The following is a 20,976-nucleotide window of genomic DNA, read 5'->3' on the forward strand; positions in this document are numbered from 1 at the left end:
TCACCAGACAGAGAAGAAAATGAGCACATTACCACCATGCCCGCAATGCAAATCCGAATTCACGTATGAAGACGGCAGCCAGTTGATCTGCCCTGAATGCGCGCATGAATGGTCGGCCACCGCTGGCGAGGCGGCGGAAGAGGGCGCCAAGGTGTACCGCGATTCGGCCGGCAATATCCTGCAGGATGGCGACACGGTCAGCGTCATCAAGGACTTGAAATTGAAGGGCGGCGGCGGCGTCGTCAAGATGGGCACCAAGGTCAAGAACATCCGCCTGGTCGACAGCGACCATGATATCGACTGCAAGATCGACGGCTTCGGTTCCATGAGCCTCAAAACCGAGTTCGTCAAGAAGGTGTAACGCTTTTACCTGTAACACGGCGCGCTGGCTTCATTCCTGCGCGCCGTTTTTTTATTCAGAATCCATGCAAATCGATCATCTCCGCCAGCGCCTGCGCGCCCTCGGTGCCAAGCCCCTGCACGAACAGCGCGTGCTGCGCGACTGGATCCAGGGGCAGCCGCACGACCAGGGCCGGCGCCGCGCCGAAGATTTTTTGCCGCTGCCCGTGCGCGAAGCCTTGCCCGCGCTCGACCTCGAATTGCAGGGCATGCTGAAACTGCTCAGCACCCATCCGGGCGCGGACGGTTCCGCGCGCCTGCTGGTGGGACTGCACGACGGCCAGACGGTGGAAAGCGTGCTGCTGCCGCGCGACGGCCTGTGCGTGTCCAGCCAGGTCGGTTGCGCCGTCGGCTGCCAGTTCTGCATGACGGGCCGCGACGGCTTGATCCGGCAAGTCACCAGTGGCGAGATCGTCGCGCAGGTGGTCCTGGCGCGCACCATGCGCCCCGTGAAAAAAGTCGTCTTCATGGGCATGGGCGAACCGGCGCATAACCTGAACAATGTGATGGAAGCGATCGAGCTGCTGGGTACCGAGGGCAATATCGGCCACAAGAACCTGGTGTTTTCCACGGTGGGCGACCCGCGCGCCTTCGAGCGCCTGCCGCAGGGAAGGGTCAAGCCGGCGCTGGCGCTGTCCCTGCACACGACCAAGCCGGAGCTGCGCGAACAGTTGCTGCCGCGCGCGCCGCGCCTGACGCCGCGCGAACTGGTGGAGTTCGGCGAGTCGTATGCGCGCCTGACCGGCTACCCGGTGCAGTATCAATGGACCCTGATGGAGGGCATCAACGATGGCGAGGACGAGATGGACGGCATCGTGGCGCTCTTGCAGGGCAAGTACGCGGTACTGAACATGATCCCGTACAACACCATCGACGACTTGCCATTCAAGCGTCCCAGCTGGGAAAAGGCGCGCGCCATCGCCGCCGCCCTGCACGCGCGCGGCGTGCTGACCAAATTGCGCGATTCGGCCGGGCAGGATGTGGAGGGCGGCTGCGGGCAGCTGCGCGCGCGTGAGGCCAAGGGCAAGAAAGTGATCGAGATACACGCAGCGTAAAACCGGGGTCAGCGGCGTAGGCGTAGGTCGGATTAGCGGGAACCGCGTAATCCGACATTGCGAGGCCAACAATGGTGTCGGATTACGCTCCGCTAATCCGACCTATTCTGCTCACACTCCGCCCAGCAAATCGTTTTCATTCAATATCGCAAACGCGATCTCGGGATGCGCGGCCAGGCAGCGCCGCACGGCGGCCGGAATGGCGGCGCGCGTCTTGCGGCACAGGCCCGGTTGCTCCAGCAGGCGGATCTGGAAGCCGCGCACGGTGCGCACTTCGCCGCCGCCCGGCGCGATCTGCAATTGCACGCCCAGGTTGCTCTTCAACAGCAGTTGCAGCTTCTGCAACTGCGCATACGTGGCGATGCCCTCGATGTGCGCCAGCAAACGCTTTTCTTCCGTCAGGTTCAGGCGCAGGATGGACAGATCCGCCTGCGCATCGTCGAGCAGGCGCTCGCGTTCGCAGTCGCACAGCTGCGGCGGACACTCCTTGCGGACTTCAAAATCGACGATGCGCATGCTGGTGTTCCAGTGACGTTCCAATGGCGATGCCGGCTGAATCCAGTATCGTCCGCCAACAGGCGCCTGTCAATCAGCGCGGACTGACGATCAGGCGCCAGCGGATGGCACCTTGCTCGCTGCTGTGCTGATGGTGGTTTTGCGGTGGCATGATGTGGCCTTCCGTCGACACGATCTCGTGCGCGCAGCCGTCGCAGCGGTAGATGCCCGAGTACGGCACGGCTTCGCCGGGCGAGGTCAGTTCATCGAAACGCGGGTGCATGGAGCGGGCCACGTAGCTGGGGTTTTTGTAGTCGGCCATGGAATCGTCGGTAAGTGGAAAATGTCCCCATTCTGGCACACAATCGTGTGCGGCCTTGACCGCGTGTCTTGGTGCGCGCGCGGCCCTGTGTTGTAATGTTGCTCATCCCATTTGAACACGCAAGGCCATGAGAACCCGCATCAAGATCTGCTGCATCGCTTCCATCGACGAAGCACAACTGGCGATTGCCGCCGGCGCCGACGCGCTGGGCCTGGTGGCGGCCATGCCGTCCGGCCCCGGTCCGATTCCCGACGCGTGCATCGCGCAGATCGCCGCCTGGACGCCACCACCCGTGGCCACGTTTCTGCTGACGTCCGAGACGACGGCGCAAGCCATCGCCGAACACGTGCGCGCCACGCAGCCATCGACCGTGCAGATCGTCGGGCATATCGACCCGCGTGAAGTCGAGGAGCTGGCGCGCCTGCTGCCGCATGTGCGGCGCGTACAGGTGATCCATGTGGAAGGGCCCGAGGCTTTGGCGCTGATTCCCGCCTACGCGCCCCATGTGCATGCCTTCCTGCTTGACTCCGGCCGCCCTGGCGCGGCGGTGCCGGAACTGGGCGGCACGGGCCGCACGCACGACTGGTCCATCAGTGCGCGCTTCGTGCGCGCCAGTCCCCGTCCCGTCTTCCTCGCCGGCGGCCTCGATGCCAACAACGTGATGGAGGCGCTGCGCCAGGTGCGGCCCTACGGCATCGACCTGTGCTCGCGCGTGCGCACCGATGGCAAGCTCGATGTCATGAAGCTGGCCCTGCTGATGGCGGCCGTGCGCGACGTGGATGCGGCGCTGTATGCGGAAGGTTAATCCGTTATTGCCAATGCGTTCATTTCGCGCACGAACGCTTCCGTAAACGCGGCCACCATGCCGCCCGCCGCGCGCGGCGAGATCAGGCCCACGACGGAGTGCGACTCCTCGTCGGGCAGCGCGATAAAACGCACGCCGGGTGGCGCCACCAGGCGCATGCTGTCGGGGACGATGGCGATGCCCATGTTGGCCTCGATCAGGTGCAGCTGCGAGGTCTTGCGCGACAGGGCGCGCGCCGCCTTCGGAAAGAAACCCTGCGCCAGGCACAGGCCCGCCACCAGGTAACTGAGGCCCCCGCGGTCCTTGTGCGGGATCGAGACGAACGCCTCGTCGCGCAGGGCGGCAATCGTCGTGCGCTGCAGCGCGGCCAGCGGCGACATCGCTGACACGGCCACCACCAGCTTTTCCGCAAACAGTTCGCGCACGACGATATTGGCGTGCTTGCGCAGGGTGGGCAGGCGCACCAGGCCCAGGTCGGCACGGCCTTCTTCGATGTCAGCCGCCTGGTTTTCCGACGAGCCTTTCGACACGTCCAGCGTCACACCGGGAAACTGCGCCAGCAGGCGGTTCAGCACGGCGCCGATGGCGGGCGTGAGGGTGACGGAGCTTGAATGCAGCAGGCGGATGATGCCTTGCGCGCCTTGCCCCACGTGGCGCGTCTGGCGCACGGTTTCATCGATGTCTTCGAGGATGCGCTTTGCCCGTTCATAAAATACCTGTCCGGCGGGCGTGAGTTCGATATGGCGCGCGTCGCGCGTCAGCAGCAGTGCTTGCACCTCGCTTTCCAGCTCCTTGATCTGCCGGCTCAGGGCCGACTGCGCAATGTACAGCTTTTCCGCCGCACGCGAGTAGCTGCCTGCATCGACGACTTCGACAAAATAGCGGAACTGTCTGATGGAAATCAATCGTATGCCTTTTCGAGATCGGAGACTGCCGGATTTGATATTGGCCCGGCCCCGTCGTTCGCGTTACAGTGGCCTGGTCTGCTGTCACTGCAAAGGAAAGACCATGCTGGAATTGATCGGGGTGCTGGGACTGCTCGTCAGTATTATCGCAAAACTGATTTTCGTCCAGATCGGTGGGGCGGCTGACGGTAAAGAGGATTGATAGCGAATCAACCCAACGGCAAAAAGGCCGGGGTCGGACCCTCAGGGTCCGACCCCAGTTTCCGTCTTTGGGGTTGCCAGCATCGCGACAAATCCGTCCTGCAAGGCGATGTGCTGTACATTGCAATTCAATGCCACCCCATCCCACTCCGTCAACTGCCTGCCCACGCACTTGAGCGCCGCCTCGCGCGCCGTCCACGCCTGCGCCAACCGCAGCGGGCGCTGTGCATCGGGGCAGGCGGCCAGTTCCTCGGCCACCTGCGGCCCCAGGTAGTCGCGCGCCAGACTGAACCAATCGGGAATGTCCTGCACCCGCATGACGTCGATGCCGACAGCGCCATGCAGATGGATGGCGGCCAGCGACATGCCGTCATCATGGGTCAATGACAAACCTGCCGCGCGGCCGGCCAGCAGCAAACGGGGAGGAGCACCCGGCATCGACTCCAGCGAAATCGATTCAATATCCATCTTCAGCCACTGCGCCGCCGCTGCCCGCACGGCGGCGCGGATGCGCAAGCGGGCCTCCCAGCGCGGCAGGACGGCGGCGATGCCGATCACCAGCACGCCGTCGCCCGACCAGAGCACGGTGGCATCCATCAGTTGCGATCAGCTACGCAAAGGTGCCGCCGGGCAGCCCGCCCAGTTGCTGCCGGCGGGGATATGTTCGCCCTTCATCACCAGGGTCAACGGCCCCAGGCGCGCATTGTCGCCCACCTTGGCGCTGTACAGCACCGAGCTGCGCGGACCCATGTAGACGCGCTGGCCGATGTCCACGTGGTCGATCTTCATCACGCGGTCTTCGAACAAATGCGTCTGCGGGCAGGTCAGCGCATTCAATTCGCTGTAGTCGCCAATATGCACGCAGTCGAATTCCGTGATGTCCGTCGTGTCCATGTAGACGCCGCGGCCGATCTTGCAGCCAAACAGGCGGAAAGCCAGCGGCAGCCACGGCGTGCCGCGCAGGTAGCGCATGAAGTTGGGCACGGCGATGCCTTCGTACAGGTTGGTGACACCTTCCGAAATCCACACGAACGGTGTCCACATGGGGGCCGCGTGCTTGCGGTAGCGTCCCAGCAGCAGCCACTTGAACAGCACCACCACTAAAAAGTTGCCGATGCCGTAGGCGATGCCGGCAATCGCCAGGTCGCCCACCACTTCGCCCCAGCGCCCGGCGCCCGCGATCGGCATCACGTCCAGCACCAGGGTGTAGCCGACGGCGATCACCACCGCGTGCGGCGCGACGATGCGGAACGCTTCGATCAAGCTGCGGCCCAGGCGGCGCAACAGCGATGGCTTGAAGGTCAGGTGCTCGGCAAAGCCGCTGACCTGTTCGCGCGCGGGCAAATGCATCGGGGGAGAACCGAGCCAGGTATCGCCGCTGTGCATCTGCGCATTGCGCGGCGCATGCGTGTGCACGCCGATCAGCACGTGCTCGGGCAGCACGGTGCCGTCCGGGATATAACTGCCGTTGCCGACAAAGCTGCGGTGCGAGATGACGGTGGGGCGCATGGTCATCCAGCCGCCGTCGATCTGCTCGTCGCCCAGCATGACGGCGTCGGCGATGAAGGTGTCGTCGCCCAGGGTCAGCATGTCGGGCACCACGCCGAGCGCCGTGGAAATCTCGGCGCCCTTGCCGACCTTGGCGCCCAGCAGGCGGTACCAGTACGGCGCGTACACGGTGGCGTAGATGCCGTGCAGGACGTTCAGGCTCGATTCCTGGATATGGCTGACCAGCCACTTGGCGCAATAGATATTGCTGTGCACGGGCGAGCTGCCCGGCTTCAGGCGGGGCAGCGCGCCCCAGCGGATGGCGGCCGACAGCAGGGCCGTCAGCACGATCAGCACGGCGCTGGCGGGGAAGGCCAGCAGGAAGTAGCGGGCCAGCTGGGTCGTCACGTCGCGGCCCTGCAGCCACGGCATCATTTCGCGCTCGTCGAACCAGTCGATCAGCACGAAGCTTGGGAAGACGGGCATGAAGAACAGCACGGCGATGAGGACCATGCCGAAGCAGAAGAACAGGGTTTCGCCCGTCAGGCGCAGGCGCGAGACGGCGGGGCGCGGCGGCTGGCTGGCCCGGTCGTAGGGGCCGATGTCGCGCGCGGGCGAACCGGTCCAGACCCTGCCCGCCGGCACGCTCACGCCATCGGCCAGCGCGGACTGTCCCTCCAGGTGGCCGAAGGCGCCCACCTTGGTATTGCCCTCCATGATGGCGTAAGAGCTGATGCAGGCATCGTCGCCGATGCTGATCTGGCCCAGCAGCAAACGGCCCCGTTCGACGCGGGCGTTTTCAAAGTTGACGGCATTGCCCACGCTGACGTTGTCGCCGATGGACAGCAGGTCGGGCGCACGCAGGGTCATCGAGCCGATGACCACTTCCTTGCCGACTTTCGCGCCCAGCGCGCGCAGCCACCAGCTGTTCAGCGACGAGCCGCTGAGCAGATACGTGGGCGCCGATTCGACCAGGCGGTCGGCCAGCCACCAGCGGTAGTAGGTGACGCCCCACAGTGGATAGCTGCCCGGCTTCAAACGCCCGGCAATCAGCCACTTGCCGGCAATCGCGATGGCAAATTCGGCCAGGGTGGCGAGCAAGAACACGCCGATCGAGGCGGCGATGGCGCGCGGCACGGTGTCTCCCGTGTCGCCCGTGAAGAAGTGATAGGTAAAGAAGGGCGCCATCCACTGCGCCATGCGCAGGGTGACGAGGCCCGGCACGGCCGCCGCCTGCGCCGCGCCGCACAGCCAGCGCTTCATGGCCGATGGCGGTGTCCAATCCGCTTCCGGCGTGGCCAGCGCGGGCGCTTCGTTCAGCACGGCGGCGATCTTGCCGATCTGGCGATTGTGATAAATGTCGCGCACCGTCATGTGGGCGTAGGCAGGATTGGCGCGCAGGGCGGACGCCAGGCGGGCGGCCAGGAAGGAATGGCCACCGAGGTCGCTGAAGAAGTCAAACTGGCGCCGTATCGGCTGGCCCGGGAACAGTGTCGCCAGCGCCGCGAACAGGGCCGCTTCGGCCGGCGTTTCCGGCACGTCCGATTCACCCGCCTCGCCGGCCGGCGGCGTCGAGAGTGGCATGGCCTTCAGCGCTTTTCTGTCGATCTTGCCGGAGGTCAGGCGCGGCATCAGCGGCAGCAATTCGAAGCGGCCCGGCACCATGTAGGGGGGCAGATGCAGGTTCAAGGTTGCGCGCAGGGTTTTCGCCGTCAGGGCCTCGTCGGGGGCATCGTCGCTGCCGACGATGTAGGCCACCAGCTGGTCGATGCCATCGTCCTTGCGCAGCAACACGGCCACGGTGCCCACGCCCGCCTGCTGCGCCAGCACGGCTTCGATCTCGCCCAGCTCCACGCGAAAGCCGCGAATTTTCACCTGGTCGTCGGCGCGGCCCAGGCACAGCACCTGGCCATCAAGATCGATGCGCGCCAGGTCGCCCGTGCGGTACAGGCGTGCGTCGTCTGGCCCCGTGCTCCAGGGATTGGGCAGGAATTTTTCCACGGTCAGGTCGGGCCGGCCCAGGTAGCCTTCCGCCAGGCCGGGGCCGATGATGCACAGCTCCCCCGTTTCGCCGCGCGCCAGCAAAACCAGGGGACGGTTTTCACCCGGCTCGGCCACCTGCAGCACCAGCAAGCCATAGTTGGGCAGCGGCGTGCCGATGGTGACGGGTTCACCGGGCCGCAGGCGCGCCAGGCTGCACGAGACGGTCGCTTCCGTGGGGCCATAGGTGTTGAACATGGCGCGGCCCGGGCGCGACCAGCGCTCAACGAGGGACTCCGGGCACATCTCGCCGCCCAGGTTGATCAGGCGCAGACTCGGTACTTCCTCCGCAAACAGGGCCAGCAAGGTCGGCACGGCGTGCAGCACGGTGACATGGTTGGTTGCCAGCGCGCGCGGCAAGGCTTCCGGGTCGCCGGAGATTTCCTTCGGTCCCAGCCACAGGGTGGCGCCCACGAGGTAGGCGATCCAGATTTCTTCGAACGACATGTCGAAGGCGACGGAAAAGCCCTGGTAGACGGTGTCGGACTGCGCCACTTCCAGCACGGCGTTTTCGCTGCGCAGGAAGTGGCAGATGCTGCGCTGATTGATCAATATGCCCTTGGGTTTGCCCGTGGAACCCGAGGTGTAGATCACATACGCCGGGTGTTCGGGCAGGACGGTGGCGCGCGCGGGCAGCAGTTCGCCCGGTGCGGCGGGGGCCAGCAGGCTTTCCGCCGTCCACACGGGGCGCACGATGCCAGCATCAAACAGGCGCGGCGCAAACTGCGCGCAGCTGACGACGCCAAAGCCGTTGGCGTCATCGAGGCATACCTGCAGGCGTTCCACTGGCGTGTCTTCATCGACGGGCAGCCAGGCGGCGCCCGCCTTGGCGATGGCAGCCTGCATCAACAGCAGAGGGGCGCCGCGCGGCAGCCACAGGCCCACGATGTCGCCGGGCTTGACGCCGGCCGCCACCAGGCGCGACGCGGCCAGGCCAGCCTGCGCATCGAGTTCCGCATACGTGATGCGGTGCGCGCCGTCGATCAGGGCGATTTGTCCGGGACAGCGGCGGGCCGTCGCCTCCAGCAGGTCGGCCAGCACTTCCTCGCGCAGCAGATCCGGTCGCGGCGGGCCGTACAGGATGTCGGCGTGGGTGGAAGGGGTGCCTGGGCTGACTGCGGTGAAATCGTTCATGGATGACGCTTATCTGTAATGCGGTGTGAGGAATCTGACGGGCTGCGCATGCTGCGTGGCACAGTCGATACCTTACAGCACGCCAGACATTTCAGCGTTGCAGAACGGGGAATTTTGTAGAGCTTTCGGCAATTATGTGGCGGCGGGATCAACTGCCATGATTACGGAATGTAAATCGCGGAAACATGGCGCCGATTTGCGCCACCGTGCTCGCCGCTGGATAGCCGTGCAGGGGGCGGCCGGCCAGCGCCGCGTCCGCGCAGCCTTCGGCGCGGAACTGCTGCAGCACGTAGTTGTCGACGCCTTTCGCGGCCAGGGTGGTGGCCAGGGCCAGCAACTGATCGTCCGGCAGCAAGTCCGGATGGGTGGTGGTGCGGCATTCGTAGGCGACGCCGCTGGCGAGGATGGCGTCCAGGCAGGCGCGCGCGGGGTCGCCGCTGCCGGCCACGCGGGTCACATGACGATAGTGGGCAAACGGCGCCTTGATGTCGAAGCCCACCCAATCGACCAGGGGCAGCACTTCCTGCAGGCGCTGCGGATAGATGCAAGCCGTGTGCAGGCCGATGCCGAACCCCAGTTCCCTGACGTCGAGCATGGCGCGCGCCAGCGCCGGGTCCATGCACGCCTCGCCGCCGCTGAAGACGACGGCGTCGACCAGGCCCACGCGGCGGCGCAGCCAGGTCAGTACATCCTGCCAGGGCATGGTGCCCTGCGGCGTGCGCGTCTGCAGGTGCGGATTGTGGCAATAGCCGCAACGCCAGGGGCAGCCCTGCACGAAGACCACGGCGGCCAGCTTGCCCGGGTAGTCGGTGGCGGAAAAGGGCGTCAGGCCGCCCACTTTCAACTCAGCCACGGCAGGCGGGCTGGCCAACCCGGGCGCTCGCTTCCGTAAAGTACTGGCGCTCGTGGAATTCGCCCTGCTTGCCGATGTTGAACGAGGCGACGGGGCGGTGGTAGCCCATCACGCGGGTCCAGATTTCGCAGCGCTGGCGTTCGCTGTCGAGCAGGGTGATGGCGGGAGTGAAGTCGGGACGTGCGTTCATGGCGTTTCCTCAAGTGATGGAACAGGGTGGGCTTGCTTGCGGGCGATCAGTTCCGCGTCGCAGGTGGGGCAGAATTCATGTTTGCCGGCCAGGTAGCCGTGGCGCGGGCAGATGGAAAACGTGGGGGTGACGGTGATGTAGGGCAGCGAAAAGCGGCTCAGGGCGCGTTTGACCAATTCGCGGCAGGCATTCGCATCCGACAGCGCTTCCGTCATGTACAGATGCAGCACCGTGCCGCCCGTGTACTTGCGCTGCAGCGCGTCCTGCAATTCCAGCGCCTCGAACGGATCGTCCGTATGGCCCACGGGCAGTTGCGACGAGTTCGTGTAATACGGGTTGTCGCTGGTTCCCGCCTGCAGGATGGCGGGATAGCGCTTGCGGTCTTCGCGGGCAAAGCGGTACGTCGTGCCTTCGGCCGGCGTCGCTTCCAGGTTGTACATGTGCCCCGTCTCTTCCTGGAATGCCACCATGCGTGCGCGCACGTGGTCGAGCAGGCGTATCGCCAGCGCATGACCCTCGGCGGACGTGATGTCGTAAGCGTCGCCGCTGAAATTGCGGATCATCTCGTTGATGCCGTTCACGCCCAGTGTGGAAAAGTGGTTGCGCAGGGTGCCCAGGTAGCGCTTCGTGTAGGGGAACAAGCCTTGCTGCATCAGTTCTTCGATGGTGCGGCGCTTGATTTCCAGGCTGACTTTGCCCAGTTCCAGCAGGCGGTCCAGGTCGGCCATCAGTGCCGCTTCGTCGCCGCGCCACAAGTGGCCCAGGCGCGCGCAGTTGATGGTCACCACGCCCAGGGAGCCCGTCTGCTCGGCGGAACCGAACAGGCCATTACCCCGTTTCAGCAGTTCGCGCAAGTCCAGCTGCAAGCGGCAGCACATGGAGCGGATCATGTTCGGCTTGAGTTCCGAATTGATGAAATTCTGGAAGTAGGGCAGGCCGTAGCGGGCCGTCATTTCAAACAGGCGTTCCGCGTTGTCGCTATGCCAGTCGAAATCCTCGGTGATGTTGTAGGTGGGGATGGGAAAGGTGAAGACGCGGCCCTTGGCGTCGCCCGCCATCATGATCTCGATGTAGGCGCGGTTGATCATGTCCATCTCCGCCTGCAGCTCGCCATAGCAGAAGTCCATCTCCTGGCCGGCGATGACGGGAATCTGCTCGCGCAGATCGTCCGGGCAGACCCAGTCGAACGTGAGGTTGGTAAACGGCGTTTGCGTACCCCAGCGCGATGGCACGTTGAGGTTGAAGATCAGCTCCTGCATGTACTGGCGCACGTCTTCGTAGCGCAGGCCGTCCTTGCGGATGTAGGGCGCCATGTAGGTGTCGAAGGAGCTGAACGCCTGCGCGCCGGCCCATTCGTTTTGCAGGGTGCCCAGGAAATTGACGATCTGGCCGATGGCGCTCGACATGTGTTTCGGCGGGCCCGATTCGATCTTGCCCGGCACGCCATTCAAGCCTTCATGCAGCAGGGTGCGCAGCGACCAGCCGGCGCAGTAGCCGGCCAGCATGTCGAGGTCGTGGATGTGCAGCGCCGCTTCGCGGTGCGCCGCGCCCACTTCCGGCGGATACACCTGGTCCAGCCAGTAGTTGGCGATGACCTTGCCCGACACATTCAGGATCAGGCCACCCAGTGAATAACCCTGGTTGGCGTTGGCATTGACGCGCCAGTCGCGCCGCTCCAGGTATTCATTGATGGACGCGGCGACATCGACCTGGCCGCGTGTGGGGGAAACTGCATTCGTCGTCATGAAACCTCCAATAAACACAACATGCGGTGTTTTTATGAAGGTTATCTACTAAATGTAGTGGCGTCAAAGGTAGCGTGCAAGCGATTCGCGTATCCTTGATCCAGGTGAAAAAACCACCTCAGCCGGTTTTGTTCCAGCGCGTTTCGCGCAGGATCAGCCAGCTCGCGCAAAAGAACGCGGCGCCGCAGGCGGCGATGCTGGCGACGGAAGCGGGCAGCACGTGGGCCCAGATTTCCAGCGGCGTATAGGTGCTCCAGCTGGCCACGCGCGCATCGAACGTGACGTAGTTCGCCAGCAGCCAGTAGATGGCCAGCAGGCCCGTGCAGATGGCGGCCTGGCGCAGCAGCGGCAGTTGGCGGCGCGCGAACACGGCCAGCAGGAATAGCAGCAGCACGCCCGGATAGGCGCCCAGCACTTCCGGCGACAGCACGGAGAGGGTCCCCGCGTCATAGCCATCGGCCGGCCTGGCCCACTGCACTTGCAGCGCGGTGAGGAACAGGGTCAGAAGGAAAATCAGCAGCGGTTTGCGGGTCATGGTGGGCAATCGAAGAGGGAGAAAAGGGGGGCATTTTACAGCCAGGTCAAGCAAGTTGAAGGTGCGCCAGCCATGCATGCATTCCTTCACCTGCGTCAAGGACTGGGCGGTATCGGCGGGGCTATAGTCTGCACCCTGAGCCGATACAGGACTGTGAACATCATGATGCTTGATTCAACCACCGCCACCCGCGTGGCCGGACCGCTGGAACTGGTCTGCCCCGCCGGCAGCCTGCCTGCCCTGAAAGCGGCCGTCGACAATGGCGCCGATACCGTGTACCTGGGCTTTCGCGACGCCACCAATGCGCGCAATTTCGCGGGCCTCAATTTTGACGAGAAGGCCATCGCCGAAGGCGTGCGCTACGCCCACCAGTACGGACGCAAGGTGCTGCTGGCGCTGAACACTTATCCGCAGCCGCACAACTGGGCCGTGTGGCGCAGCGCCATCGACCGCGCTGCAGCGGCCGGCATCGACGCCATGATCGTCGCCGATCCGGGCCTGATGGCGTATGCGGCCCAGCACCAGCCGCAGCTGCGCCTGCACCTGTCCGTGCAGGGCTCGGCCACCAACTACGAAGCCATCAATTTTTACCATGAACACTTCGGCATCGCCCGCGCCGTGCTGCCGCGCGTGCTGTCGATGGCGCAGGTGGAACAACTGATAGCCAAGACGGAGGTAGAGATCGAAGTGTTCGGTTTCGGCAGCCTGTGCGTGATGGTCGAAGGGCGCTGCGCGCTGTCGTCGTATGCGACGGGCGAGGCGCCGAACACGCACGGCGTGTGCTCGCCGGCCAAGGCCGTGCGCTGGCTGGAAACGCCGAATGGCCTGGAGTCGCGCCTGAACGGCGTGCTGATCGACCGCTACGCACCCGGTGAAAACGCCAGCTATCCGACCCTGTGCAAGGGCCGTTTCGAAGTCAATGACGAAGAGTATTACGCGATCGAGGAGCCGGCCAGCTTGAATACTCTGGCGCTGTTGCCGCAACTGATCGCCATGGGCGTGCGCGCGGTGAAGATCGAAGGGCGCCAGCGCAGCCCCGCCTACGTGGCGCAGGTCACGCGCGTGTGGCGCGAAGCGATCGACGCCTGCCGCGAAGGCAATCCGCGCTACGCCGTCAAGCCGGGCTGGATGGCGGCGATGGACAAGCTGGCCGAGGGTCAGCAGCACACACTCGGCGCCTATCATAGATCTTGGAAATAGAGGATGAACATGCTGAAGCTTTCTTTGGGCCCCTTGCTGTACTACTGGCCGCGCGCCACCGTCTTCGAGTTTTACCAGCAGATCGCCGGCAGCGCCGTCGAGATCGTGTATCTGGGCGAAACCGTGTGCTCGCGCCGGCATGAAGTGCGCCTGGCCGACTGGCTCGATATCGCCGACATGCTGGCCGCTGCCGGCAAGGAAGTGGTGCTGTCGACGCAGGCGCTGATCGAGGCGGGCGCCGAACTGGCGACCTTGCGCCGCATCACGGGCAATGGCCGCTATACGGTCGAAGCCAACGACATGGGCGCCGTGCACTGCATGGAAAAGGGCGCGCCTTTCGTCGCCGGTCCCCATCTGAACCTGTTCAATGGCCCCAGCCTGCAACTGCTGGCGCGCCTGGGCGCGCGGCGCTGGGTGATGCCGCTGGAAATGGGGCAGACGGCGCTGGCCGAGATGCAGCGCCAGAAACCGGAAGGGCTGGAGACGGAAGTGTTCGCCTACGGCCGCATGCCGCTGGCGTTTTCCGCGCGCTGCTTCACGGCGCGCAACCGCAACCTGCCGAAAGACGATTGCGGCTACAGCTGTCTGGAAGAGCCGGACGGCCTGCTGCTGCGCACGCGCGACGAAGTGCCCTTCCTCGTCCTGAATGGCACGCAGACGCAGTCGGCCCTCGTCTACAACCTGGTGCGCGAACTCGACGCCATGCGCGACATGGGCGTGGCGGTGGCGCGCATCAGCCCGCAGGCCATGCATACGGAACAAGTCATCGCCATTTTCGACCGCGCCCGCCGCGGCCAGGTCAGCGGCGTGGGCGCCCAGGCCCAGCTGGCGGCCTGCCAGCCGGCCGGCGCTTGCGACGGCTACTGGCACGGCCAGCCCGGCATGGAACAGCACGCCGCTCATTGAACGCATCGAAAGGAAGCACCATGCAAGATCAACTGGAAAGATTGCCCATCCCGGCCAAGCCCGCCATGAGCAAGCCCGCCATGTCGTACCGGCTGCCCGAACCGCTGGCCGAATTGCTGTCCAAGCTGCCGCCGTATCCCGCCTCCTGGCTGTTCGTGCAAGGCTTGAACCGCCTGCTGGCGCCGCAATTGCCCGACGATGTGCGGCGCAGCCTGGAGGGGCGCAGCCTGCGCCTGCGCCTGGTCGACGCGGGCATCGCCTTCGATTTCGAGTGGCAGGGCACGGTGTTCGTGGCCGAGCGCTATGTGGACGTGCCGGACCTGTGCATCGCCGCCAGCGTGCATGACCTGATGCTGCTGGCGCGGCGCCAGGAAGATCCTGACACACTGTTCTTCAGCCGTCGTTTGAGCCTGGAAGGCGATACGGAGCTGGGTCTGCTGTTCAAGAATACGCTCGACGCCATCGAGCTGCCGCCGTTCGATTTACAGGCGCTGGGACCGCGCCGCGTGCTGGCGCATCTGCGCGACCGGGGCGCGCGGGAAGGCTGAGCGGAGCAGGGGGAGCGGAGAATTGCCGCAGCCGGCGTTCAATGGCGGCAGTGACCGCAGGCGCCGCTGCAGGATGGCAGTTGTTCCTCATCGGAGGCCTCGCCCATGAAGCCGGCGTCGTTGACGGCGGCCAGCAGGCGCTCCTGCGTGGCCAGCCGTTCGTCAAATTGCACCGTGGCGCCGTGGCGCGCCAGCGAGACGCACACGGTGGCCACGCCCGTGACGGCCTCGAGCGCGCCCGTCAGCCTGTCGGCGCAGCCTTCGTGATCCATCCCGATAATATTCAAGCGTGCTGTCTGCATGGGTTCCTCTTGTTTTTCAGATAAAAAAACAGCGTAGGCGAGCGGTGCGCATGCCGTCCAGAGCAGCACGCAAGATTTATTTTCTATTTGCGGTTTTATTGATCTGGATTAATTCCAGCCGCTCCTGGTCAGTCTGAAACTGCTGTCGCGTGATACACAGTTGCCCTGTTCCAGTCGACAAGCGTGCTCTGCTGAATAATAGTGTCGTTTTAATAATGTTCTTGATGAAGGTACTGGACAGGAGGGGCCGTGCGGCGGCGCCTCCTGCTCCTGCTTGCCGGCCAGTGCCATGTGACGGCCTTCTTGCTTCTTTGTCGGCAAGTGCCTATCCCGACTTTCTGTGCTGGAGCTGCTCAATCCCAACCTGCCGGAAGAGACGCCACTGGCGCGCAAGGCACTTTGGTATCGTCCAAATCATTACTAGTGGTTTTGTTGATCGGTGTCAAACCATCGCTTCAATCGTGCGCAGGATGTTTGATGAAACGCAAGGCGAGTTCAACAGAACACCTGTTGACACTTGTAAAATTTTCACCGAACATGATTCCTCGTAACAACATTTCCCCGGCACGGGCCTTCAGGGCCGGTGCTGCGTGGGCTCCTGTACGCCCGTTCATCCGCCAGCGCCTGCCAGCCCGAGAACGGGTAACCAACCGTCACTTTTCGAAGGTTCGTCCATGCTCGATTCGATCGCGTCGGTATTGCACCAGGTGCCGGAATTGGCCTTGTTCCTGTCCCTGGCCCTGGGCTATGCGGTAGGGCAGATACGCTTCGGTCCCATCCAGCTGGGCGGCGTGTGCGGCACCCTGATCGCCGCGCTGCTGATCGGCCAGCTGGGCATCACGCTGGACGCCAGCGTCAAGAATGTCTTCTTCATGCTGTTCATCTTTGCCCTCGGCTATGCGGGCGGTCCCCAGTTCTTTGCCAACCTGAATGCCAAGGGCTTGCGCTTGGGAATACTCTGCCTGATCGAAGTGGTGGTGGTACTGGCGCTGGTGCTGCTGGCCACGCGTTTCCTCGGCCTGGACCAGGGCACGGCGGCCGGCATGATGGCGGGCGCGGCGACGGAATCGGCCGTCGTCGGTACGGCCACGGATGCCATCTCGAAGCTGGCGCTGCCGGCGGCGCGCATCGCCGAGCTGCAGGCCAACGTGGTCACCGCGTATTCCATCACCTATATTTTCGGCCTGATCGCCATCGTCATCGTCACCAGCCAGATTTTCCCGCTGTTGCTGCGCGTCAACCTGCGCGAGGAAGCGGACAAGCTGTGGGAAAAGATGGGCGGCGCGCAGACCGATGGCGACGGCGCGCAGGCCACGCCGGACATGGTGGGCCGCGCCTACCGCATCAGCCGTGGCGCGGGACGCCGTCTCGATGCCTTGCAGCATATTTTTGCGGGCCGCGCCAGCATCACGCGCGTGCGCCGGCACGGCAAGGTGCTGGACCTGGAACCGGCACTGCGCCTGCGCGCCAATGACGAAGTGCTGGTGATCGGCCACCGTCCCGCGCTGGTGGCGGCCGAAGCCATCCTGGGCGAGGAATTTGCCGACACGACGGGCTTGAACATGGCCGTCTCGGCCGTCGAAGTGGTGCTGCAGCAGGCGGCCCTCGTGGGCCAGCCCTTGCGCCAGCTGGCCTTGCCTTCCGGCGTGCACGTGGCGGCCGTCGTGCGTGGCGAGCACAGCATGCCGCCCCTGCCGGACCTGGCCCTGCAGCGCGACGATGTGCTGCGCCTGTACGGCACGGCGGAAGGGCGCGAGCTGAACACGGCGCTGGCCGCCATCGGCAAGCGCGTGCCCACCGGGGACCGCAGCAATATCGTCTACGCCAGCATCGGCATCGTGCTCGGTGTGTATATCGGCGGCTTTACCGCCAAGCTGGGCGGCATCCCGTTTTCGCTGGGCACGGGCGGCGGCGCCTTGCTGACGGGCCTGGTATTCGGCTGGTACCAGGCGAGAAAGCCGGGCATGCCGGGCATCCACCCCAGCGCGCTCGACATGATGAAGGATATCGGCCTGGCCACCTTCATCGCCTGCGTGGGCCTGGCGTCGGGACCGCAGGCGATCGATCTGATCCGCCAGTACGGGCTGTCGCTACCGCTGATGGGCGTGCTCATCGCCGTCGTCCCCGCCTCGCTGTCGTTGCTGGTAGGCCACTTTTTCCTCAAGCTGGAAGCGCCCGTGCTGCTGGGCGCCATCGCCGGCCAGCAGTGCAGCACGCCGGCCCTGTCGGCCGTGCAAAACGCGGCCGGCAACTCGACGCCCTTGCTGGGCTACACGATCACGTATGCGATCTCGAACGTGGTGCTGCCTCTGCTGGGGCCGCTCATCGTGGCCCTGGCCGGCTCGGTCCACGCGTGAAGCACGCAAGAGCACAGGCAGTAAAGAATTCCTTCAACACGAAAGGCGGTCCGTATGGAATGGTTGCATGAGTTATTCAAGAAGTCGCCCGAAATTGCCTTGTTTCTCTCCCTGGCAGTGGGTTACTACATCGGCAAGATCAAGTTCGGCTCGTTTCAGCTGGGCGGGGTCGCCGGTTCACTGCTGGTGGCGGTCCTCGTCAGCCAGGTAGGCGTGGCCATCGATCCCGGCGTCAAGTCGGTGCTGTTCGCGCTGTTCATTTACGCGGTCGGCTATGAAAGCGGACCGCAGTTCTTCAATTCCCTGGGGCGCCAGTCGGTGCGCGAAATCATCCTGGCCGTCGTGCTGGCCGTGACGGCGCTGTTGACGGTGGTCATCATGGCCAAGGTCTTTGGCCTGGACAAGGGCCTGGCGGCCGGCGTGGCGGCGGGCGGCTTGACGCAGTCGGCCATCATCGGCACGGCCGGTGACGCGATTACCAAGCTGGGCCTGGCGGCCGACGAGGTGGCGCGCTTGCAGGGCAACGTGGCCGTCGGCTATGCCGTCACCTACGTGTTCGGCTCGTTTGGCGCCATCATCGTTTGCGTCAATATCTTGCCGAAACTCATGGGACGCACCATCCGCGAAGATGCGATCAAGGCGGAAACGGCACTGCAGGCAGGCGTGCAGGTGCTGGGACCTGGCCAGACGCCGGCCGCGCCTGACCTGATCGGCCGCATCTACGACGTGGGCCCGGGCGCAGGACGCTCGGTGGCCGAGATCGAAAGCGCGCATCCGAACACGGCCATTACCATCGAGCGCGTGAAGCGCAATGGCCAGATCATCGACGTCAGCCCGGACCTGGTGCTGGCGGCCGACGATATCGTGCTGCTGGTGGGCCGGCGCGAAGCCATGCTCAGCGTCTCTTCTCAGCTGGGCAAGGAATTGCTGGCCGTCGAAGGCATGGAACTGGTGATGCAGCGCCGCGACATGGTGCTGACCAACAAGGCTTATCACAACAAGACGGTGGGCGAAATCCGCAGCGCGACGGCGCCGGGCGTGCGTCACGGCATCTTTGTCGTGCAGCTGAGCCGCATGGGCAAGATCTTGCCCATGCAACCGGAAACCATCGTGCAGACGGGCGACGTGGTGACCATTTATGGCGCCGAGCAAGACGTCAAGCGCGTGGCAGCCGAAGTGGGTTACATGATCGTGCCGAGCGCCAAGACGGACTTTGTCTACATGGGCGCCGGCCTCGTCGTCGGCCTGCTGGTGGGCTTGCTGGTGGCGCGCATCGGTTCGATTCCGCTGACCCTGGGCAGTGGTGGCGGCGTGCTGCTGTCGGGCCTGGTGTTCGGCTGGTTCCGCGCCAAGCGCCAGACGTTTGGCTACATGCCCAGCGGCGCCGTGCAAATCCTGAAGGACCTGGGCCTGGCCGGTTTTGTCGCCGTCGTCGGCCTCACGTCCGGCCTGCAAGCCGTGCAAACCGTGCGCGAACACGGCCTGACCCTGTTTGGCGTGGGCGTGGTGGTGACCATCCTGCCGATGATCTTGACCATGCTGATCGGCCGTTACATCTTGCGTTATGACAACGTGGCCATCTTTGCGGGCGCCTTGTCCGGCTCGCGCAGCGCCAATCCCGCGTTCGGCGAAGTGCTGAATGCGGCGCAAAACTCGATTCCCACCGTACCGTTTGCCATTACCTATGCCTTGGCCAACGTTTTCCTGACCTTGCTGGGGCCGCTGATTGTGGCCTTCGTCTGAGTCTGCAAGAACCCTGCACATTGTCTGTCTAAAGGAGTAGCAAAAATGGATTTCAGTAACCCTGCCAAACTCGCCCTGTTGAGCCCCTTCGAACTGAAGGATGCGCTGATCCAGACGGCCAAGCAAAGCAACCGCCTGATGCTGAACGCGGGCCGCGGCAACCCGAATTTCCTGGCGACCACGCCACGCCACGGCTTCTTCCAGTTCGGCCAGTTCGCCATGACGGAAGCGGAGCGTTCGTATGTCTACATGGATGACGTGGGCGGCTTTCCCACGCGCGAGGGCATCGAGGCGCGCTTTGAAATTTTCGTGCGTAAACACGAGGGCAACCCGGGCGCGCACTTCATCGAGGCGGCCGTATCGTATGTGCGCGACCAGCTGGGCCTGAGCGCGGGCGATTTCATCTATGAAATGTGCGAAGCGATTCTGGGCTGCAACTATCCCGTGCCGGACCGCATGCTGCGCCTGTCCGAGAAAATCGTCGGCCAGTATATTCACCGTGAAATGATCGGTGACCATCCGTTTATCGGCAACTTCGACATGTACGCCGTCGAAGGCGGCACGGCGGCCATGACGTATCTGTTCGCCAGTCTGAAATCGAACCACATCATCCAGGAAGGCGACACCATCGCCCTGGGCATGCCGATCTTCACGCCGTACATCGAGATTCCCCAGCTGAACGACTACAAGCTGAACACCGTGCACATCGATGCGCCGCAATCGAACAATTGGCAATTCACCAAGAAGGAGCTGGACAAGCTGCTGGACCCGAAAGTGAAAGCTTTCTTCCTCGTCAACCCCAGCAATCCGCCTTCCGTCAAGATCGACGACGAGACCCTGGAATACATCGCCAAGATCATCAAGAAGCGCCCGGACCTGATCATCCTCACCGATGACGTGTATGGCACTTTTGCCGACAATTTCGTCTCGCTGTTCGCCATTTGTCCGTTCAACACCATCCTCGTGTATTCGTTCTCGAAATACTTCGGCGCGACGGGCTGGCGCATGGGCGTGGTGGCCACGCATGAAAACAATGTGCTCGACGACAAGATTGCCAAGTTGCCGGAAACCATCAAGAAGCAGCTCGATGAGCGCTATCACTCGATCACCACCGAGCCGCGTCAGCTGAAATTCATCGACCGCCTGGTGGCCGACAGCCGCACGGTGGCACTGAACCACACGGCCGGCCTGTCCACGCCCGTGCAGGCGCAGATGACCTTGTTCTCGCTGTTCTCGTTGATGGATGAAGAGCAAAAGTACAAGCAGTCGATGAAGCGCATCGTGCTGCGCCGCAAGGAAGCGCTGTACCGCGAACTGGGCCTGCCGATGGTGCACGACGCCAATTCCGTGCGCTACTACCACTTGCTGGACATGGAGTCCTTGGCCGCGCAGATGCATGGCGTGGAGTTTTCGCAGTGGTTGCTGAAAAAACTCAAACCGAACGAAGCCTTGTTCCGCCTGGCCGAGGAAACGGGCGTCATCCTGTTGCCGGGTCGCGGTTTCGGCACCACGCATCCTTCCGGCCGCGTCTCGCTGGCCAACCTGAACGAATACGACTACGCCAACATCGGCCGCGCCATCCGCAACATGGCGTCCGAGTTCTTTGCCGTGTTCGAAAAGGAAAAAGAGAAGGGTAGCAAGAAGGCCAAGAAGTAAGCCAAAAGTAGATAAGCAGCCAGCTGCATGAGCTTAACGGGCGCCCCGCAAGAGGCGCCCGTTTTTACGTGGCAGCAGCAGTAACCAACAGTGCAGC

General features: G+C 64.1%; 19 protein-coding genes. 9 read left to right on the plus strand and 10 right to left on the minus strand.

Annotated features, from left to right (window positions below):
• Positions 1-19 precede the first annotated feature (19 nt).
• Positions 20-361, plus strand: coding sequence for a zinc ribbon domain-containing protein YjdM (locus C8C92_RS11355; RefSeq protein WP_096234803.1), 342 nt, complete (start codon positions 20-22; stop codon positions 359-361).
• Positions 362-425: 64 nt separating this feature from the next.
• Entirely contained in the window at positions 426-1,454 is a 1,029-nt protein-coding gene (locus tag C8C92_RS11360; RefSeq protein WP_099759804.1) for an RNA methyltransferase, read from the plus strand.
• Between the two features lie 111 nt (positions 1,455-1,565).
• Here C8C92_RS11360 and C8C92_RS11365 read toward each other — a convergent pair whose 3' ends face one another.
• Entirely contained in the window at positions 1,566-1,970 is a 405-nt protein-coding gene (locus tag C8C92_RS11365; RefSeq protein WP_116743927.1) for a hypothetical protein, read from the minus strand.
• Between the two features lie 73 nt (positions 1,971-2,043).
• On the minus strand, positions 2,044-2,271 hold the full coding sequence (locus C8C92_RS11370) for a hypothetical protein (RefSeq protein WP_071078121.1): 228 nt from the start codon (positions 2,269-2,271) through the stop codon (positions 2,044-2,046).
• 127 nt (positions 2,272-2,398) lie between these two features.
• On the opposite strand from C8C92_RS11370, the gene C8C92_RS11375 reads away from it, so the two are divergent.
• The gene (locus tag C8C92_RS11375) at positions 2,399-3,076 is read left to right on the plus strand and encodes a phosphoribosylanthranilate isomerase (RefSeq protein ID WP_116743929.1); all 678 of its coding nucleotides are present in this window, start codon (positions 2,399-2,401) and stop codon (positions 3,074-3,076) included.
• Here C8C92_RS11375 and C8C92_RS11380 read toward each other — a convergent pair.
• From C8C92_RS11380 to C8C92_RS11410, 7 genes are all read right to left on the minus strand, one after another.
• Complete coding sequence (locus tag C8C92_RS11380; RefSeq protein WP_116743931.1) at positions 3,073-3,981, minus strand: LysR family transcriptional regulator; 909 nt, start codon at positions 3,979-3,981, stop codon at positions 3,073-3,075. The genes C8C92_RS11375 and C8C92_RS11380 overlap by 4 nt on opposite strands.
• Before the next feature lie 243 nt (positions 3,982-4,224).
• Complete coding sequence (locus C8C92_RS11385; protein ID WP_116743933.1) at positions 4,225-4,779, minus strand: 4'-phosphopantetheinyl transferase superfamily protein; 555 nt, start codon at positions 4,777-4,779, stop codon at positions 4,225-4,227.
• Between the two features lie 9 nt (positions 4,780-4,788).
• Positions 4,789-8,844, minus strand: coding sequence for a Pls/PosA family non-ribosomal peptide synthetase (locus C8C92_RS11390; protein ID WP_116743935.1), 4,056 nt, complete (start codon positions 8,842-8,844; stop codon positions 4,789-4,791).
• Positions 8,845-8,992: 148 nt separating this feature from the next.
• Entirely contained in the window at positions 8,993-9,697 is a 705-nt protein-coding gene (locus C8C92_RS11395) for an anaerobic ribonucleoside-triphosphate reductase activating protein (protein WP_243420176.1), read from the minus strand.
• On the minus strand, positions 9,690-9,887 hold the full coding sequence (gene nrdD, locus C8C92_RS27930; RefSeq protein WP_071078116.1) for an anaerobic ribonucleoside-triphosphate reductase: 198 nt from the start codon (positions 9,885-9,887) through the stop codon (positions 9,690-9,692). The genes C8C92_RS11395 and nrdD overlap by 8 nt, the downstream gene beginning before the upstream one ends.
• A complete protein-coding gene (locus C8C92_RS11405; RefSeq protein WP_116743937.1) occupies positions 9,884-11,632 on the minus strand; it encodes a ribonucleoside triphosphate reductase in 1,749 nt (582 codons plus the stop codon). Before C8C92_RS11405 ends, nrdD begins: the two co-directional genes overlap by 4 nt.
• Positions 11,633-11,750: 118 nt before the next feature.
• Entirely contained in the window at positions 11,751-12,167 is a 417-nt protein-coding gene (locus C8C92_RS11410) for a hypothetical protein (RefSeq protein ID WP_116743939.1), read from the minus strand.
• 165 nt (positions 12,168-12,332) lie between these two features.
• On the opposite strand from C8C92_RS11410, the gene C8C92_RS11415 reads away from it, so the two are divergent.
• Genes C8C92_RS11415 through C8C92_RS11425 form a run of 3 tightly spaced genes read left to right on the plus strand, consistent with a single transcriptional unit; the run spans position 12,333 to position 14,821 of the window.
• Positions 12,333-13,367, plus strand: coding sequence for a peptidase U32 family protein (locus C8C92_RS11415; RefSeq protein ID WP_116745929.1), 1,035 nt, complete (start codon positions 12,333-12,335; stop codon positions 13,365-13,367).
• A 9-nt stretch (positions 13,368-13,376) separates the two neighbouring features.
• A complete protein-coding gene (locus C8C92_RS11420) occupies positions 13,377-14,273 on the plus strand; it encodes a U32 family peptidase (protein WP_099759796.1) in 897 nt (298 codons plus the stop codon).
• A 20-nt stretch (positions 14,274-14,293) separates the two neighbouring features.
• Positions 14,294-14,821, plus strand: a complete 528-nt coding sequence (locus tag C8C92_RS11425; RefSeq protein ID WP_099759795.1) for an SCP2 sterol-binding domain-containing protein — start codon at positions 14,294-14,296, stop codon at positions 14,819-14,821.
• A gap of 38 nt (positions 14,822-14,859) precedes the next feature.
• Here the strand turns inward: C8C92_RS11425 and C8C92_RS11430 are convergent, their stop codons facing one another.
• Positions 14,860-15,123 carry a heavy-metal-associated domain-containing protein gene (locus C8C92_RS11430; RefSeq protein ID WP_071078113.1) on the minus strand — a complete coding sequence of 88 codons (264 nt, stop codon included), beginning with the start codon at positions 15,121-15,123 and terminating at the stop codon, positions 14,860-14,862.
• A 674-nt stretch (positions 15,124-15,797) separates the two neighbouring features.
• On the opposite strand from C8C92_RS11430, the gene aspT (C8C92_RS11435) reads away from it, so the two are divergent.
• Genes aspT (C8C92_RS11435) through C8C92_RS11445 form a run of 3 tightly spaced genes read left to right on the plus strand, consistent with a single transcriptional unit; the run spans position 15,798 to position 20,879 of the window.
• Positions 15,798-17,480, plus strand: coding sequence for an aspartate-alanine antiporter (gene aspT, locus C8C92_RS11435; protein ID WP_116743941.1), 1,683 nt, complete (start codon positions 15,798-15,800; stop codon positions 17,478-17,480).
• A 54-nt stretch (positions 17,481-17,534) separates the two neighbouring features.
• Positions 17,535-19,223, plus strand: coding sequence for an aspartate-alanine antiporter (gene aspT / locus C8C92_RS11440; RefSeq protein WP_099759791.1), 1,689 nt, complete (start codon positions 17,535-17,537; stop codon positions 19,221-19,223).
• 45 nt (positions 19,224-19,268) lie between these two features.
• Positions 19,269-20,879, plus strand: a complete 1,611-nt coding sequence (locus C8C92_RS11445) for a bifunctional aspartate transaminase/aspartate 4-decarboxylase (RefSeq protein ID WP_116743942.1) — start codon at positions 19,269-19,271, stop codon at positions 20,877-20,879.
• Positions 20,880-20,976: the final 97 nt, after the last annotated feature.

This window comes from Janthinobacterium sp. 78 (assembly GCF_003096775.1).
GTDB lineage: Bacteria > Pseudomonadota > Gammaproteobacteria > Burkholderiales > Burkholderiaceae_D > Janthinobacterium > Janthinobacterium tructae.